Annotated in this window: 18 protein-coding genes and 1 tRNA gene; 10 read left to right on the top strand and 9 right to left on the bottom strand. The window is 41.5% G+C overall.

The window, feature by feature from the left end; all coding sequences use genetic code 11:
* Positions 1-21: 21 nt before the first annotated feature.
* The 3 genes from BXY41_RS04710 to BXY41_RS04700 all read right to left on the bottom strand — a co-directional run bounded on the left by BXY41_RS04710 (position 22) and on the right by BXY41_RS04700 (position 2,815).
* Positions 22-753, bottom strand: a complete 732-nt coding sequence (locus BXY41_RS04710; RefSeq protein WP_104435211.1) for a peptidoglycan recognition protein family protein — start codon at positions 751-753, stop codon at positions 22-24.
* 67 nt (positions 754-820) lie between these two features.
* Positions 821-2,416: a ClC family H(+)/Cl(-) exchange transporter gene (locus tag BXY41_RS04705; RefSeq protein ID WP_104435208.1), complete on the bottom strand. Its 1,596-nt coding sequence runs from the start codon at positions 2,414-2,416 to the stop codon at positions 821-823.
* Between the two features lie 177 nt (positions 2,417-2,593).
* The gene (locus tag BXY41_RS04700; RefSeq protein ID WP_104435638.1) at positions 2,594-2,815 is read right to left on the bottom strand and encodes an HPr family phosphocarrier protein; all 222 of its coding nucleotides are present in this window, start codon (positions 2,813-2,815) and stop codon (positions 2,594-2,596) included.
* 205 nt (positions 2,816-3,020) lie between these two features.
* Here BXY41_RS04700 and BXY41_RS04695 point away from each other — a divergent pair.
* The 5 genes from BXY41_RS04695 to BXY41_RS04675 all read left to right on the top strand — a co-directional run bounded on the left by BXY41_RS04695 (position 3,021) and on the right by BXY41_RS04675 (position 6,108).
* Positions 3,021-3,106: transfer RNA gene (locus BXY41_RS04695), tRNA-Ser, on the top strand.
* Positions 3,107-3,220: 114 nt separating this feature from the next.
* Entirely contained in the window at positions 3,221-3,823 is a 603-nt protein-coding gene (locus BXY41_RS04690) for a GNAT family N-acetyltransferase (RefSeq protein WP_104435206.1), read from the top strand.
* A gap of 228 nt (positions 3,824-4,051) precedes the next feature.
* Positions 4,052-4,516 (top strand): MarR family winged helix-turn-helix transcriptional regulator, encoded by a 465-nt coding sequence (locus tag BXY41_RS04685; RefSeq protein WP_104435204.1) that lies wholly within the window; start codon positions 4,052-4,054, stop codon positions 4,514-4,516.
* Between the two features lie 17 nt (positions 4,517-4,533).
* A complete protein-coding gene (locus tag BXY41_RS04680) occupies positions 4,534-4,719 on the top strand; it encodes a cysteine-rich KTR domain-containing protein (RefSeq protein ID WP_104435202.1) in 186 nt (61 codons plus the stop codon).
* A 69-nt stretch (positions 4,720-4,788) separates the two neighbouring features.
* Positions 4,789-6,108 carry an MATE family efflux transporter gene (locus BXY41_RS04675; protein ID WP_104435200.1) on the top strand — a complete coding sequence of 440 codons (1,320 nt, stop codon included), beginning with the start codon at positions 4,789-4,791 and terminating at the stop codon, positions 6,106-6,108.
* Between the two features lie 4 nt (positions 6,109-6,112).
* Here BXY41_RS04675 and catA read toward each other — a convergent pair whose 3' ends face one another.
* The gene (catA, locus tag BXY41_RS04670; RefSeq protein WP_104435198.1) at positions 6,113-6,769 is read right to left on the bottom strand and encodes a type A chloramphenicol O-acetyltransferase; all 657 of its coding nucleotides are present in this window, start codon (positions 6,767-6,769) and stop codon (positions 6,113-6,115) included.
* A gap of 267 nt (positions 6,770-7,036) precedes the next feature.
* Positions 7,037-7,894, bottom strand: a complete 858-nt coding sequence (locus BXY41_RS04665) for an AraC family transcriptional regulator (protein WP_104435197.1) — start codon at positions 7,892-7,894, stop codon at positions 7,037-7,039.
* A gap of 368 nt (positions 7,895-8,262) precedes the next feature.
* On the opposite strand from BXY41_RS04665, the gene BXY41_RS04660 reads away from it, so the two are divergent.
* The 3 genes from BXY41_RS04660 to BXY41_RS04650 all read left to right on the top strand — a co-directional run bounded on the left by BXY41_RS04660 (position 8,263) and on the right by BXY41_RS04650 (position 12,037).
* Positions 8,263-8,799, top strand: a complete 537-nt coding sequence (locus tag BXY41_RS04660) for a GNAT family N-acetyltransferase (protein WP_104435194.1) — start codon at positions 8,263-8,265, stop codon at positions 8,797-8,799.
* 66 nt (positions 8,800-8,865) lie between these two features.
* Complete coding sequence (gene cooS / locus BXY41_RS04655; RefSeq protein ID WP_104435192.1) at positions 8,866-10,776, top strand: anaerobic carbon-monoxide dehydrogenase catalytic subunit; 1,911 nt, start codon at positions 8,866-8,868, stop codon at positions 10,774-10,776.
* 154 nt (positions 10,777-10,930) lie between these two features.
* Positions 10,931-12,037, top strand: a complete 1,107-nt coding sequence (locus BXY41_RS04650; RefSeq protein WP_104435189.1) for an SLC13 family permease — start codon at positions 10,931-10,933, stop codon at positions 12,035-12,037.
* Positions 12,038-12,085: 48 nt separating this feature from the next.
* Here BXY41_RS04650 and BXY41_RS04645 read toward each other — a convergent pair whose 3' ends face one another.
* Positions 12,086-12,346 (bottom strand): hypothetical protein, encoded by a 261-nt coding sequence (locus BXY41_RS04645; protein WP_104435187.1) that lies wholly within the window; start codon positions 12,344-12,346, stop codon positions 12,086-12,088.
* Positions 12,347-12,451: 105 nt separating this feature from the next.
* The gene (locus BXY41_RS04640) at positions 12,452-13,270 is read right to left on the bottom strand and encodes a MerR family transcriptional regulator (RefSeq protein WP_104435185.1); all 819 of its coding nucleotides are present in this window, start codon (positions 13,268-13,270) and stop codon (positions 12,452-12,454) included.
* A 147-nt stretch (positions 13,271-13,417) separates the two neighbouring features.
* Here BXY41_RS04640 and BXY41_RS04635 point away from each other — a divergent pair, with 147 nt between their 5' ends.
* Both BXY41_RS04635 and BXY41_RS04630 read left to right on the top strand, forming a co-directional pair.
* Entirely contained in the window at positions 13,418-13,729 is a 312-nt protein-coding gene (locus BXY41_RS04635) for a YbjQ family protein (RefSeq protein WP_104435183.1), read from the top strand.
* Positions 13,730-13,763: 34 nt separating this feature from the next.
* On the top strand, positions 13,764-13,973 hold the full coding sequence (locus BXY41_RS04630) for a hypothetical protein (RefSeq protein ID WP_104435182.1): 210 nt from the start codon (positions 13,764-13,766) through the stop codon (positions 13,971-13,973).
* Positions 13,974-14,015: 42 nt separating this feature from the next.
* Here the strand turns inward: BXY41_RS04630 and BXY41_RS04625 are convergent, their stop codons facing one another.
* Positions 14,016-14,600 (bottom strand): helix-turn-helix domain-containing protein, encoded by a 585-nt coding sequence (locus BXY41_RS04625; RefSeq protein ID WP_104435179.1) that lies wholly within the window; start codon positions 14,598-14,600, stop codon positions 14,016-14,018.
* 148 nt (positions 14,601-14,748) lie between these two features.
* Positions 14,749-16,275: a LysM peptidoglycan-binding domain-containing protein gene (locus tag BXY41_RS04620; RefSeq protein ID WP_242980038.1), complete on the bottom strand. Its 1,527-nt coding sequence runs from the start codon at positions 16,273-16,275 to the stop codon at positions 14,749-14,751.
* Positions 16,276-16,523: the final 248 nt, after the last annotated feature.

Raw genomic sequence — 16,523 nt, 5'->3', positions numbered from 1 at the left:
AATCCCCCATTGCCTGTAGTTTTACTCCTCTTTGATACCCTTTCTCTCTGTTTTTACATCTTGTAAGAACTGCTTCCATGCATCCTCATGGGCCACGAAATATCTGGGGCAATCCTTGCCGGTGGCATCATAATGCCGGATTACATCCTTTTCCGTCAATCCCAGTTCTTTGCACAAAAGAGCCGTAAATTTCACCAAAGAAGCATAAGTCTGGTCATTAAATTTACCGGTTTCATCGGGATGACAGCATTCTATGGAAACCGTATCCTTATTTTTCTCCTTTGAGGTTGCATAGGCTACTTCGTAGATGGGGATTTCCTGAAGAATCTCCCCTTCCAGGCCAATAATAAAGTGACTGCTTGCAGAGATCTTTTTCTCCCCTGTCTGATCCTTTAAGCTGGCAAAATAATCCCGGTTCTGCTTTGCTGTAGTACCGGGGTTGGCAACATAGTGAATTACAATTCCGTTAATTCGTTTCATCTTAGTTCCCGGTCTTGAATAAGGATTGAAGTCAAGGAAGTCCTGCTGGACGTAATCCGGCATGGTAATTGACCTGATATCCACATAGTTTCTTCCGAAAAGAGAAATTAATCCCCATAGAATACAGGCTAATAATCCGGTCCATATGACGAACCGCAGGAATATGTAAAAGAATGCTCTTTTTTTCTTCTTTTTCTTTTGCTTATACCGGCGTTCTCTTGACCTGCGCCGGCGTTCCAGTTCATCCATTCTATCTTTTGTCTGATTATTCATGGCTCAAACTCCTGACTGCCTTTTCTACCAGTTTACGTCTATTCCAAAGAAAAAGTCAACCAAAATGTCAGGAATGTGATCGGATTACCGATTCCATCTTGACAGTTTCACACACATTTAACAGGACTTCATGAAGCTTTCCCTGAGCTGACTCATCACAGAGAATAACCATTTTATCACCTGCCAGAAACTTTGTTTCCCCTCTGGGAACGAACTCAGCTTCTCCCCTTAAAAGAGAGATGAGAAGACAGGTACGTGGCCACTGGATTTCGGAAACTTTCTTTCCTTCTGCCTCGCTGCCATGAAAAATCATCCCTTCCACCAGCACCTTTTCCCCTGTAAGGGAAGTTTCTCTGTCAGGATTTAATTTTCGTAAAAGGCGGTGAAGCAGCTGGTCGTAAACAGGAGCGCAGCGTACCATATCGGGGATTACATATGCGATCAGGGATACAAGGGAAAGAGAAAGTAAATGGGTAAAGCTTCCAGTCATTTCACTGATTAAAATAATTCCGGTAATGGGTGCTCTCACAATGGCTGCGAAATAACCTGCCATTCCCAGTATGATGAAATTATCCAAAAGACCCTGAAGGGAATCTGTCATGATTCCCACTGCGTTGCAATAGATACTTCCGATTACTGCGCCAAGCACCAGGAGCGGCAGAAAGATTCCGCCCGGAGCGCCGGATCCAAAACTGATAAGAGAAAAGGCAAACTTTAACAGCAATAACACACACAATGCTCCAAGCATCATCTGCCCTGATGTCAGTACTTCTATCAGTGAATGACCTCCGCCCAGTACTGCCGGATAATATAGTCCGAACACTCCCGCTAATAAAAACGGTATCATTAACCGCACAAATTGATTTGGGATTTTCTGATACAAATCCTGGGTCTTAGAAAGTGTTGTATTATATACCACACCCATTGCTCCGATAATCACTCCAAATGCGACTACATATCCGTAGCAATTAAGAGGAATCATTTCTGTGATCTGAAGATCAAAAACCGGTTTTAAACCAAATACATTCCGGGAAACGAAATCCGCAGTGATGGAGGATGCCATGGTAGATAAGAGAATTTCCGGTGAAAAATGTTTATGTATCTCTTCCAGGGAGAATAAAACTCCGGCAATGGGCGCATTAAAGGCAGCAGAAAGACCTGCACTGGCTCCGCATGTGATTAAAAGCTTCTCTTCTGTCTTAGATCTTTTTGAAATTCGGGAAATGCCTTTTGCTGTCATGGCTCCAAGTTGAATACTGGGGCCTTCCCGTCCAAGGGAAAGACCAAATCCAAGAGATACCAGCCCGCCCGCAAGCTTTGCAGCAAGGGTTTTCCACCAGCAGGGATCCAGCTCACCAATCATTTCCCCTTCTACCTGGGGAATTCCACTGCCTGAGATAAAAGACTCCCATTTAAGCAGGACTGCCACAAAAAAGGCACCGGCAGTAAGAGCCAGAAACCAGATGGCGATGAGTAGCGGTTTCCCCTTTACCGCATTTAGTACCCATTTTAAAATCTCTTCTCCATGGCTTAATAAATACCGGAATAATACCACTACAGAGCCGGCTATGGCACCTGTCAGAATCCCTTCCAGTATCAGTTCATATCGAAAACTCCGGTAACGGTTAATGGTTTTTTGTACCGTATGACCTTCTGTCTGCATTACGATTCCTCCTGTAAATCCTTCTTAATTTATTGCTCATTTACACACAGTATAAAATTATAGCTCTTGAAATTACTGATTGCAAGGAAAAATCCGGGATAACATAAAAATGAACCGGCCTCTTTCCCTGCCCTGGTGAGAAAAAGACCGGCTTCTTTTTATTATGTTTTATTCTGTTCACGCTGCATAATCCACTAACTGCTCCGGGCAGAATGCTTCGTTATAACAGACAATCTCCACCTGTGTTCCAATTCCGATAATCATAACTCCCATCAGTGATTTCCCGTCAATCACCAGATGGTTGGAAATGACTTTTATTTCAAAATTGCACCGTTCCGCCTTTACCACAAAAGCCACCAGTTCCTCTACTGTGGAAAATGTATGCTTGATCTTTCTCACTTCAGACACCATCTTTCTTCTACCGCTTATTCATGATTTTCACTAAAATATTTTACTTTTTCGTCACAATCATGTACAATTTATCTATTTAATCCTATTATTTCCACTGAGTGAAGGGTTATACGGGAAAAGTGTATTTTTTTTAAGGAAAAGACTACCCAAATTTTGAATTATCGTGTATAATTGTGTCGTTGTGTTTTCAAATGGAAGCGTATCGAAGTGGTCATAACGAGCCGCACTCGAAATGCGGTTGTCCGCAAGGGCACGTGGGTTCGAATCCCACCGCTTCCGCTAACAGCGAACCCGCGTAAATTAATGGTTTACGCGGGTTTGTTTATGCCTTGAAAGATGAAAAAATGTAAACATGTACGATAAATCTGTGTAATATCAGAGGGAGGATGAAACATGAAATTAGAACCAAATTTTCTGCAGAAACCAACTTTACTGGGCGAAAAAGTGATTCTTCGCCCATTCCAGATTGAAGACATTGACACCATGCTTGATATTTTATCCGATTATGAAGTACGAAAACTCACGGGTTCTGTCTGCAATGATAAGGAAGCCTATACCCCATCATCGGAAGAAGAATTAGAGAAAACCAGGCACTGGTACCGCACCCGGAATGAACAGAAAAATCGTCTTGATCTGGCCATTGTAGATAAGAAAACAAACAAAGTTGTTGGAGAAGTTGTCTTTAACGAATATGATGACAGTTCCAATAAGGTTAATTTTCGAATCCTTATCGGACCAGACGGAAGAAACAAAGGCTTGGGAAGTGAAGCCACCTCGCTTTTTCTTGAGTATGGATTTAATACCCTCAAACTTCATAAAATAGGACTTCATGTGTTCAGCTTCAATCCCCGCGGCGAGCATGTTTACATAAAAAATGGTTTTGTCTTAGAGGGTATTTTAAGGGAAGATTTCAGATATGAAGAAGAGTATATTGACACTAAGGTGTATGGCCTCCTCTCATCTGAATTCCATGCGAAGGAATACGAGGATAGATAAAAAACTTTCTCCACAGAATTTGTAAAATCACCGACTGTGGATCAGTCATTATATTAGGTAGATCACCCTGCTTTTTTGCGAAAAAAGCAGGGTGTTTCTATTTTATCTGCTTTCAATTAATAACTTTACTTGACAAGTTTCCGAAATCGGATTATAATTCATATGTTTCCGAAATCAGAAACTTATGCAATGGTTAAGAATTCAATTAATGAAACAGGAGGTGTATTAATGGAACAAAATTTGCAGCAACAACTAAATACGCTTAAACGCCTATATAAAGAAAGTGATGATCTTTATCGTGGTATTGCAAGTAGGTTTGGACTGACAGACACAGCGTTTTGGATATTGTACGCAATCTCTCACACGGAAGGGGACTGTACACAAAATGATTTATGCAATAACTGGTTTTACCCTGTACAGACAATCAACTCGTCAGTCTCAAAATTGCAAAAAGAAGGCCTTGTATGGCTTGAAACAATCCCTGGAACGAGAAATCGCAAGAGGATTCTTTTAACAGAGGCTGGGGAACAATTTACAGAACGTATTATCAGTAAAATTGATGAGCTTGAAGAAGAAGCATTTCTAATGTTTACCGATGAGGAAAGAGAAACCTATATTTCTCTATATCAAAGATACAATGAAAATATACGGCGTGAAAGAGACAGGGTGCTTGGCACATTAACCGGGTTATGAAGAAAGGAGTGAGTGTGATGGTGTGGCAATGGTTGAACTGTCCAGTTTGTCAGCAGAAAACGAGACTCAGGATACAGGAAAATACAGAACTTAAAAATTTTCCGCTTTATTGTCCTAAATGCAAGCAGGAAACACTTATCGATGTCAATCACTTTAAAATATCAATTATCAAAGAGCCAGACGCTAAGACGCAGAGCCGATAACGCAAGAATTTGCTGTTGTCGGCTTTTTATTTTACATTATAAAAGATAACTAAAGGAGAAACCCTGATTATGAATTCAAACCAATTTAAAAATGTTCTTAAATTCGTAGTTCCCACAGTTTTCAGCCAATGTGCTATTTTCCTCTTTACCATTATTGACGGTATTTTTGTAGGTCGAGGCGTTGGAACAGATGCTTTGGGCGCTGTCAACATGGCACTGCCCTTTGTTATGATTATCACCGCGTTCTATATGATGACTACCATCGGCGGTGTAACAATTACTGCCATCCGCATTGGGCGTAAGGATTTTTATGGAGCAAACCAAGTATTTATGCATTCCCTGTGCCTGACTATCTTGGCTGCCGTCATATTCACCATTGTTGGTACTATTTTTACAAGTCCACTTGCAATTGCTCTGGGTGCAACAGGTGTATATCACAACATGGTGGTGAAATACATTTTCTGGTACAGCCTTTTTACCGTTCCGTCAGCTTTGTCTATGCTTTTACAGGGCTTTGGCCGAAATGATAACGCCCCGGTTTTGGTTATGACCGCTACCATAGCCAGTACTGTCTGCAACATTGTTCTGGACTGGCTCTTTGTCTTCCCCCTTCAGGGCGGAATCGCTGGGGCTGCCATTGCAACGGGTATTTCTCAGACCCTCTCTTTTGTCATTATTGGTGGACACTTTATTTTTAAGCGTGGAGAATTGAAGATTTCCAGATTTAAGATGGATTGGACATTACTGAAAAAGGTGATGACCCGTGGCCTGCCGGAAATGCTTTCCCAGCTGACCACTCCAATTATGATGGTGTGTATGAATGCAGTAGTATTAAAGTATATCGGCAATGACGGAATCAATGCCTATTCTGTAATCAGTTATGTTGCTTCCTTCACCTTTGCCGTAATTCTCGGAGTTGCAGAGGGTATGCAGCCTCTGTTTGGACAAAGTTATGGCGAGCAGAATGCACAGAACATGAAATATTATTTCCAGGTGGGCCGGATTCTCAGTTTTTCAGGAAGTGGGCTGATATATCTCGTCACCTTTTTCATTGGGGCAAGCATCTGTCACTTGTTCGGTGCAGATGCTGCCGCAACGAAATTAGCAGTTGCAACAATGCCAAAATACGGTTGGTTGTTCCTGTTTGCAGCACTCAATACTATAATTGCTGCCTATCTTTATTCCACGAAAAGAACAAAGGAGTCTGTACTGCTTAATATACTCCGGGGTTTTGTGTTCATACCTGCCTGCGTGTGGGGTATTTCTATGGTTTCCAACGGCGCGCTTGTATGGTTTACAGTTGGTATTGCAGAAATTCTTTCTCTCTTGGCTGGAACCATAATTGTTAAGCGGTCCGAAGGAAATGGAATAACTTTTGATGCAGACTAAAACATTACTTATTAAGCCAATCGTTATAGTTATTTGCTAATTCCTGCAATGCATTGGTAAATCTTCCTACATGAAATCCGTCACATACTGAGTGATGTACCTGGACTGATAATGGCATCAGAACCTTGTTATCCTGCTCGATAAACTTTCCAATAGTAAATATGGGGGGCAAATAACTTCCATCTGTGTATACATTTAAGTTAAATCCGGTAAAACTCGTCCAAGGCAAACATGATATGTTGAACGTATTGAGTGGTTGATCCGGTTTTGGCATCAGATTTTCAGCACTTGAATAACAGTCAATATCAGATATGCAGTTTTCATAAAACTGTATAAAAGAATCGCTGTGAATCGTCCATATGCTGGAAAACAATTCTTTTTCTTTATTGAATATGGTGTAACTTGGATTAAGTTCATCCCAAAAACCTAAATTACCGTTGGAATCAATATTCATACGAAACTCCTGATAACGATTAACAACAGTGGTAAGCATATATATTTGTGCTGGATATATCTTTTTGTTCATGCTTTTCAATGCTGTTCTGACACCAGTTATGTCAATATTAGAGGTTACGCTATAGGTGCAGCACACCTTGTGCATATAGTGATTGTAATATTCCTTACGCACCCAATTATTTATATCAATCAAATTAAAACTCATAATAATTCTCCTGGTTTTCAATTATTTTACGTGCAAAAGCTTATGCATTGCACGATAAAGAAATTGTTGATACAATTGTTTATTCATCCCTTTCCGATTATACCATGATAATGTATTATAACACATTTTTAAATAAAGGGAATTTGAATGCTTACTTCTCTCCAGAAACCTAAGTTCCAATGGTCAGATCCCAATAACAGAAAACAGCCTCCACTATTAGAATCAATGGAAGAGGCTGTTTCTCCTTTTAAACATAAGGAAGTTATTTTATTTTCTTCGCACAGGAATCCAGATTTCACAATAATAGTTCTCATCCTGGGCTCCATTGGGATACTCTCCTGGGTCATCGTACATTTCAATATGATACCCTGATGCTATCTCATAGTCCTTACAGTTGGGTAACCACTCAGCAAATATTCTTCCGTGAACCTCCTGCAATGACTTGGGATTAGCACCTTTACAGGCAAAAACCGCCCACATAGATTCCGGAATAACCCTTGTGACAAAACCTTCTGGTATTTCCGCTGATGGATTATAATTATCACCAATCAAATATTCAAACTCATTTCCCTCCATCCGTTCATCAATGGATATCCCGTACGCACTGCAAACCTTATGATTTTTTCCTGTTTCATAGTACTCTCTCCACATTTTTGGAATCTCAGTCTCCGCTCCATCATACTGAAATACTTTTGAGACTCCGCTCATAGTAAACTGGTCTTTTTCTACAATTTTGTAATCCATGGTATAACCTCCTTCTAATGACAGTCTGATTTTAAGCGCAGCAAAGGATTTTATCATTGCCTCGCCTTTACGTACAGAAGCAGGTGTAGCACCATGAAACCTGGTAAAAGCTCTGGTAAAGCCATCCGGTGAATCATATCCGTATTGAAGTGCAATATCGATGATTTTTCTGTCAGTGGAAATTAACTCCATGCCAGCTATCGCAAGTCTCCGTTTCTTAATATACTCTCCAACCGTAAAACCGCAAAGCATGGCAAATCCTTTTTGAAAATAGTAGGGTGATACCATAGCCTCTTTTGAAATATCTTTGATCGTGAGTTCTTCCGTAATATGATCTTCAATATAACTGACCGCTTTACTGATACATTCACTCCACTCCATGTAAAACACCTCCTGTCTGTAACTCTATCTTACATTTTAAAGAGGGGATTTTCCCGATTTTTAGTGCTTTGTTTTGTTAGTCTTCTAATTGTATTATTATATCAAAACATAAACACTCTGACCAGTCGAAGCAAAAGACAAACTCCTTTACGGCTTTTTGCTTCTGGTGTTTACTATCGAATGAAATACGATAAAGAGATGTAAAATAGAAAATACAAGACTTTTTACGTTTTTTATGATAAACTTTCCATATAAGTTAACTTGTCAGAGGACTTATAATCATCATGATTATTTAAGTGGGATAAGATCTAAAAAGATCTTGTCCCATTTTTTTCTGACTGAATATTAAATAACGGAGGACAAAAGAAATGCATATAGAAACAGACAGACTGATGATCCGAAACTTTGAAGAAAAGGACGCGGCAGGTTTATACGAATATCTTGCCGCACCACCCGTACATTGCTTTTACAGTGAAAAAGTAAACTCTTACGATGAAGCCGTAAAAAAAGTAAAAGAAAAACAAAATGGAGATGGTCATGGAGACAGCTACGCCGTATGTCTGCGTGATACGGATTTTATCATTGGAGAAATATTTACAATGAAAGAACATCCGGACACATACAGCATTGGTTGGAATTTCAATCTGAAATATGGCAGAAAAGGGTATGCAAAGGAAGCAGCCGAAGCAGTTATTACCAATCTTTTTGAAAATGATGCAAGAAGAATCTATGCCTACGCAGAGGATGATAATCTCCCCTCCCAGAAACTTTGTGAACGCCTTGGAATGAGGCGGGAAGGTTTATTTGTTGAATTTATTTCATTTGTTAACAATCCCGACGGAACACCGCTTTATGAAAACACATATCAGTATGCTGTCTTAAAGAAAGAATGGAATATAAAATAACATTTTTCTGAATTGATTTTTCTGAAAGCTGACATACTACCTTTGATTAAAAGAATGGAGGTCATTATGTCAGAAGCAGTTTTAGAAAAACCAAAGGATCGTGTCAGTTATCACGATTCCGTTGAAGAAATGCTGGTACGGATCCGAGATGACGGTTTATCCAGCGTATTCTCAAGATTTGATGAGCAGGAAAAGATACGATGCAAATTTTGTCTCCAGGGTCTGAGCTGCCAGTTGTGCACCAACGGTCCCTGCCGGATTAACGAACAGAAAGGTCCTGAAAAGGGCGCCTGCGGAATCGGGCCCGACGCCATGGCAATGAGAAATCTCCTCATGAGAAACATCATGGGAGCTGCTACTTATGCCCATCATGCCTATGAAGCATTTCGGACACTGAAAGAAACGGGAAAGGGTAATACAACCTTTCAGATCACTGATACGGAAAAACTAAAATGGATGTGCGAAAAAACAGGAATTGACACCAGTCAGTCCATCAACGAGATGGCAACCTGTCTTGCGGAGCTGTTAGACCGGGAGATGAAAGTAAACCCGGACCAGCACAGTATCATGGTGGAGGCATTTGCTCCGAAAAAACGGAAGAAAATATGGCATGAGCTAAACATTTATCCTTCCGGAATTGAACATGAAGTGCAAAACAGTATTGCAAGCTGCCTGACCAATGTGGATGGAGACTATGTCTCTCTTGCAAAAAAGGCATTGCGGCTGGGGTTATCCACCATTTATACTGCCCAGATCGGACTTGAAATGACTCAGGATATTTTATTTGGAACTCCTAAGCCTCATGAAGTTGATGTGGATATGGGTATTATGGATCCGGATTATGTAAACATTGCATTTAACGGCCACCAGCCCTGGATCGGAGCTGCTGCCCTTATGAAAGCGAAAACAAAGGAATTTCAGGATCTGGCAAAGCAATGCGGTGCAAAAGGAATCCACATCGTAGGATCCATTGAGACGGGTCAGGAACTGCTCCAGAGATTTGAAATGGATGATGTTTTTGTGGGACTGATGGGAAACTGGCTGGCAATTGAACCGTTTCTGGCAACTGGTACCGTGGATGCCTTTGTCATGGAGGAAAACTGCTCTCCGCCTGCCATTGATCAATATGCAGAAAAATATCAGGTTGCCCTTGTCAGTGTCAGTACGATCATCGGCGTCCCCGGAACGGAACATGAGATGCCTTACTATCCTCAAAAAGCGGAAGAAATGGCGGATAAATGCATTCATATCGCAATTGAGAACTTCAAAAAAAGACATGGTAAAATAAAACCCATGGTACCACGGCATGTTCAGAAAGCAATTGCCGGCTTCTCAACGGAAGCCGTTCTGAATGCAATCGGAAATGATTTACAGAATCTTGTAGATGTCATTGCAAAAGGACAGCTCAAAGGAATTGTAGCGCTGGCAAACTGCTCCACTTTAAGAAACGGTCCACAGGACTGGAATACTGTAAACCTGGCAAAGCAGCTGATTAAGAGAGATATTCTGGTTGTGGCCGGCGGCTGCGGAAATCATGGTTTGGAGGTTGCCGGTATGTGTAATCTGGATGCCATAAACCAGGCCGGAGACGGCTTGAAAGCAGTCTGCAGTGCTCTGAAAATCCCGCCGGTATTAAGCTTCGGAACCTGCACGGATACGGGAAGAATCTCCATGCTGGTAACAGCCCTGGCTGACTATCTGGATGCAGATATCTCCGATCTTCCCATTGCTGTCACAGCTCCGGAATGGATGGAGCAGAAAGCCACCATAGACGGTATATTTGCCGTTGCTTACGGTGCCTTCACCCATCTTTCACCCACTCCATTTATCACTGGTGCACCAAAGCTTGTGAAACTGCTCACAGAGGATGTGGAAAGTCTGACAGGCGGCAAGGTGGCTCTGGGAGATGATCCTGTGGAAGTGGCGGAAAAAATCGAAAGCCACATCATGAAAAAAAGAAAAGCGATGGGGCTGTAATATAGAAAAAGACCGTATGATTCCTGTTGGGAATGATGCGGTCTTATTTACTGGCAGCTTTAGGTGTGCAAAACAAGGATTGAAGTAGACGGATTTATGATATATAATAGCACGGAAGTATGATTACTACCCTTTCTACTACTGGAGATGACTTATGAAACAACCCATTTTATTTATTCAGAAAGAACCCGTTCTGACTGCTGCGTCTATTCTTGCTTTCATTTCTGTCTTTTTTATCCCCCCGGATTTGGCCTATCTGAATTATATTGATTTTAAGACCCTGCTTTGCCTGTTCTGCCTCATGACCTCACTGAAAGGGATTGAGCGGGAAGGATTATTAAACGCGGTCTCGATAAAACTGTCATCCGGAATGAAAGATTTAAAACCGCTGATTTTACTCCTTGTTTTTACCAGTTTCTTTGCATCCATGTTTATGACAAATGACGTCGCTTTAATCGCTCTGGTTCCTATCACCTTGTCAGTACTCTCCCTGTGCGGTCAGGAACGCCATACTGCCCTCGTTGTAGTCTTACAGACGATTGCCGCAAACATTGGTTCCAGCTTTACGCCCATCGGGAATCCCCAGAATCTTTATCTGTTTACCCGGTATGAGTTTGGTCTGCCTTCTTTTCTAAAAGTGACTTTCCCTTTTGTTTTATTTGGAGGGGTGCTGCTTTTGCTGGTGTGCTTTTTTATTCCACGCTATCCCATCAACCAGGAGACAACCACAGTTCCTGTTATACGAAAAAAACAGGTCATAGCCTATGGCACCATGTTTTTACTGGCGGTGGCTGCGGTGTTGCGGCTGGTTCCTTATCAGGCTGCTGCCCTGATCATTCTGGCTGCTACAGCAATTCTTGACAGACGCACCCTTTATCAGGTTGATTATTTCCTTCTCCTTACGTTTGCCGCAATTTTTATATTTGTGGGAAACTTAGCAAGGATTGACTGGGTTTTTCAGACCGTTTCCGGTTTAATCAGAAAGGATACCATGGTGACGGCTGCTTTACTAAGCCAGTTTATCAGCAATGTTCCTGCAGCCGTCATGCTGTCCGGTTTTACAGATAATGCTCCCAGTCTTCTTACCGGAGTAAATGTAGGAGGTATGGGCACTCTGATCGCCTCCATGGCAAGTGTAATCTCTTATAAACTGTTTACTGCTGCCTATCCCAAAAAAACTTTGTCTTTTTTAGGGATCTTTACAGTTCTCAATCTTGTTTTTCTCATTGCCCTGCTTTTGTTTGAAGCAGTCCTTATGTAAAATTAATAACAGCCAGCGGCTTATGTTAGCCATTGGCTGTTTTATAAATTATCTTAACTGGGAAAGGATGTAGGCTGCCTTTTCCTGATCTTTCTTATATACAAAAAGTCTGTAAAAATCTTTTACGTTCCCGGTCCTTCCTAAGATTGGATTTCTTCCATTTAAGTTATTCATGGATAAACGCAAGCTGTTATTGGTGGTTTCCGTCATATAATAGATATGATTATCTCTCAGTATATTTTTTACACGAAATAGCTTTTCAAGATCCTGTGTACTGTATATCTCTGTTAATTTCCTATTAAACAGCATATTTCCAACCTCCAATCGACTCAGGAACCGTGTTTTTGTTTCATTCCTGTTTATTATAGCAAAAACGGCTGCCTGTTACAAGCAGGCAGCCATTTTTTATATTATTTATATTTTTTTAACTGGATAACAGACTTCTGTTACCAATTCCTCCGGATTTTGGGTCTGAGCAGGACTGACATGATAAATGCAGAACATGGGACCGTTAAATTCATATTCATTGTCTCTGACCCAGTTTGCCACTGCCAGATTCACATCAGTTATCTGATCGTAGCTTCCTTTGTATACCGCTGATGCTATATCCACCTTAGGTACTGTTTTAAATACTACGTGCTCCGTATTTTCATAAGTGCCTTTTACAGAAATCTGAATCTCAACCTCCACGTCGCCATCTTTAAAATCACGGTCATGGAATACCGCCAGAGAGTAAGCGGGATCAGACATCTGCAGATTTATGTCATGAGTCTCTTCCCCAAGTTTTTTCCACAGCAGCCCTTCCTGATTATAAGCCGGAATAATTTCTCTTACGCTGGCCACATATCGTTGGGGCATGGTCTTTAATGCTACGCTATAATTCATTACCATATCATCCTTTCTCAGCCTTTGTATGGCTGCATCAAGGAGCATAAGCCGTTGTCCGCTTTCTTTTATTTCTTCCTGGACTTCTACTTTCCGTACCTCTAAATAATTTGCCAGCTCTTTGGGATCATCATAGTTATTCAATATCTCCCCAATTGCGGCAAGACTGAATCCCATATCTTTTAAGGAATTAATCCTGGCCGCTTTTAAGAGCTGGTCCTCGCTGTAATAACGGTATCCGGTAAAGTGGTCGGTGCTCCTTGGCGTCATCAGTCCGATCTCGTCGTAATGGCGGAGCATTCGGATACTGATTCTTGACAGTTTAGAAAAATCTCCTATTTTCAGCATGCTTTTTTCCTCACATATATGTTTTTTTTGAGCTCACATTTAGTATAGAGTATACCATAATGTGAGAGTCAAGTAACAAATCAAGAATACATATTTTTCAATCTTTATGTTAAAACTGTTTTCTATAGAGAAAGGAGCGTGATTTAAATGCTTTTAGTCACTACGGATTATATTCCAGGAAAAGAACTGACACTTTTAGGTATGGTAAAAGGCAGCACAATACAGTCAAAAAATTTGGGGAAAGATATTTCTCAGGGGTTAAAGACCTTAGTTGGCGGAGAATTAAAGGCGTATACGGAAATGATGGATGAGGCAAGAGAGCTCGCAACCAAGCGTATGGTACAGGAAGGTGAGGCTATGAATGCAGAGGCCATTGTCAATATTCGTTACGCCTCCTCCTCCGTCATGCAGGGAGCGGCTGAAATTCTTGCTTATGGAACTGCCGCTATATTTAAATAACTGATACAGAAAGAGTCGTTATTGGGGGAGCAACATGAGAAAATTTGCAAAAAACCTTTTGTTTATTTTAGGGTTATTGTTTCTGCTTCTTTTTTTCGTTTTAATGTTTTACGAATACTGCCAGCTTAAAAACAGACTGCTTCTTGTTCCAGATATCATCTTTGCCAGTTTTTACTTTTCCGGTATTTTATTTTTAATACCCGGAATTTCCTGCATGGCCGCTTCGTATATGCTGAAAACGTAATCGTTGAAATAAAAACATCGTTTCTTTCGAAGCGATGTTTTTTTATAAAAGCTGGTAAAGCAAACCATGCTTTGTGCTGTACCAGATCAGCATTCCATGTCCCCTTCTGGGTATACGAACATTAAAATCCCATTCCGGATACTGCTTGATTACTGAGATGCGGTCTCCCGATGCAAAGGCCAGAAAGGAAATGTAGTACTCTTTATTCATAGGATGGGCGCTGGTGATAAACCAGTCCTCTTCATTCACCGATACGGAAAGCTTTTCTCCTTCCTCTGCTTTTTTCGGCTCCAGTGCAGTAAGCTTTCTTTTGCAGCAGGAAATCTCCGGATCCCCAGTGGAAAAGCTGATGCTTTTGCAGGTGGGACAGACATAGTATTTTATCTGCTTCATATTTCCTCCTGTTATGTCATTGGGCGTTAAATCCCCGTTCAACAAATTTTGTATATCAACTCCAAAAAGTCTGGACAGTTCTGAAATGAGTGTGATGTCTGGAAGACCTTTGCCTCTCTCCCATTTAGATACAGTTTTATCACTGATATGCATCTTATCTGAAAGCTGTTTCTGCGTCATACCATGCTCACTGCGAAGCATTCGAATTAAGGTTCCTATGTTACTATCAGGCATGAGTATCCCTCCTCTCTGTGTTTAATAATTCAGTCCTTAGTATGTGCTTATTTCTATTATTGTAACTGACTAAATATTTTTTTTCAATCTACGTTTCGTAGAGTAAAAAGGCAGCCCGGATTTAACACACCGGACTGCCATTTCTTTTTTATCTGAAATACTGGGGAAACTGATTTACAATCCCCTTGGTCATCATATCGGCCATTTCCAGTGCACCACGCTCTATATCTGCAAAAATATTGATACTGTCTTCAAAATTCTGGGACATTGTGGCGTCAATCTCTTCCTTTGTCAGACTCATGTATTCGCTTATCATTCTCTGTAAGTCTGTAGTCTCCCAGTTTGGATTAATGGATGTCAGGAAAGAAATCATCTGAACAGCATTATTGTTTAACTGATTCTCTGCATCTGCTGCTGCCTGAGTGTTGCCATCCCTTGTTGCCATTACATAATTAATTACCATGGTCAAATGATTCGTCAGGAGATCTGCTAATTTTTTGGCATTTTCATCCCCATAAAATGTTTTGAATGCCATTTGGAAATCCTGCGGGTTTTCCATCAGACGATTCATTACATACTCTGCATCTGATAGATTCCACAGTTCACTCTGAATTGCCATTCTAAGCCAATATACCTGTTGAAGACTCAAAAACCTTAAGTAATTGCCTAAATTCTGCTCAGCTTTGCTGACCCACATGTACGTAGGAAGCTGGGGTTCGGGGCTGGGCTGAGGATTGGGCCGGGGACTGGGCTGCGGACGGTTTCTAGGAATGCAGATCACCTGCCCTACAAACAGATTGGTGGGATTTACTCCCGGATTTGCAGCCATAATTGCTTCTACTGTAGTATTGTAACGCTGGGACAAAAGCCAGAGTGTATCACCCGCTTCAATGGTATAGGAACGGGTCCCCTGAGGACAAATCGGATACTCAGTTTCTGTCCTTTGCTGTATGGTATTGTCCATGGACTGCGCCCATGGCGGAAGATTCCGGAACTTATATCCTGCAGGAATCCAGATTACCTGGCCAATCATTAAATTTCCTGGTTTGATACCTGGATTTAATGCCATTATGGCTTCAACATTCGTACAATATTTCTTGGCCAGAAGCCAAAGGGTATCCCCTTTCTGAATGGTATAGGCACGTAAACCTACCGGGCAGCGGGTTGTGTTTCCAGAAACAGCCTCACTTCTTAATGGGTTTGTCGACATTTGAGAAGTGTTGCCAGGTGCGGTCTGGGGCTGAGAAGGCTGAGTCGGCTGCATGCGCGGCTGAGTTGGCTGAGTCGGCTGGGTTGACTGGGCCGGTTGGGCTGGCTGGGTCGACTGGGTTGGCTGGGTCGGCTGGGTCGACTGGGCTGGCTGGGTCGGCTGGGTCGGCTGGGTCGGCTGAGTCGGCTGGGTCGGCTGGGTCGGCTGAGTCGGCTGGGTCGGCTGGGTCGGCTGGGTTGGCTGAGCCGGCTGGGTTGGCTGGGTTGGCTGGGTCTGGGGCTGGGCGGTTCTGTTTCCTGAAGGGATACAGATCATCTGACCAACCTGAAGATTGCCAGGATTAATACCAGGATTTGCTGCCATAATCGCTTCAACGGTAGTGTAGTGACGTCTGGATATCAGCCAAAGTGTATCGCCGGATTGTATTGTATAGGAAAACAATCCTTCGGGGCAAGAAGTCATCATAATACTGCCTTTCAATTAAACAATTTGTCTTATTTTATGATGAAAAAGCCGGAAAAGTACCTGTCAACCTAATAAAAATATAATTTTTTAAAATTTATCATCATAATTACCTCGTTGCTATCCTCACCATTTTCACACACTCTTCCAATTGGCAATATAATATTGTACATGCACATTGTTTCAATTCCTATTCATTGCAATTGCTACAAACATCTGATATTATTTTATTACAAATATTTACCAAATAT

Origin of the sequence: Lacrimispora xylanisolvens (assembly GCF_002934545.1) — a bacterium.
Taxonomy (GTDB): Bacteria; Bacillota; Clostridia; order Lachnospirales; family Lachnospiraceae; genus Lacrimispora; species Lacrimispora xylanisolvens.
The sequence above is the reverse complement of the archived record's forward strand: the minus strand, read 5'-3'. Positions and strand labels throughout refer to the sequence as shown.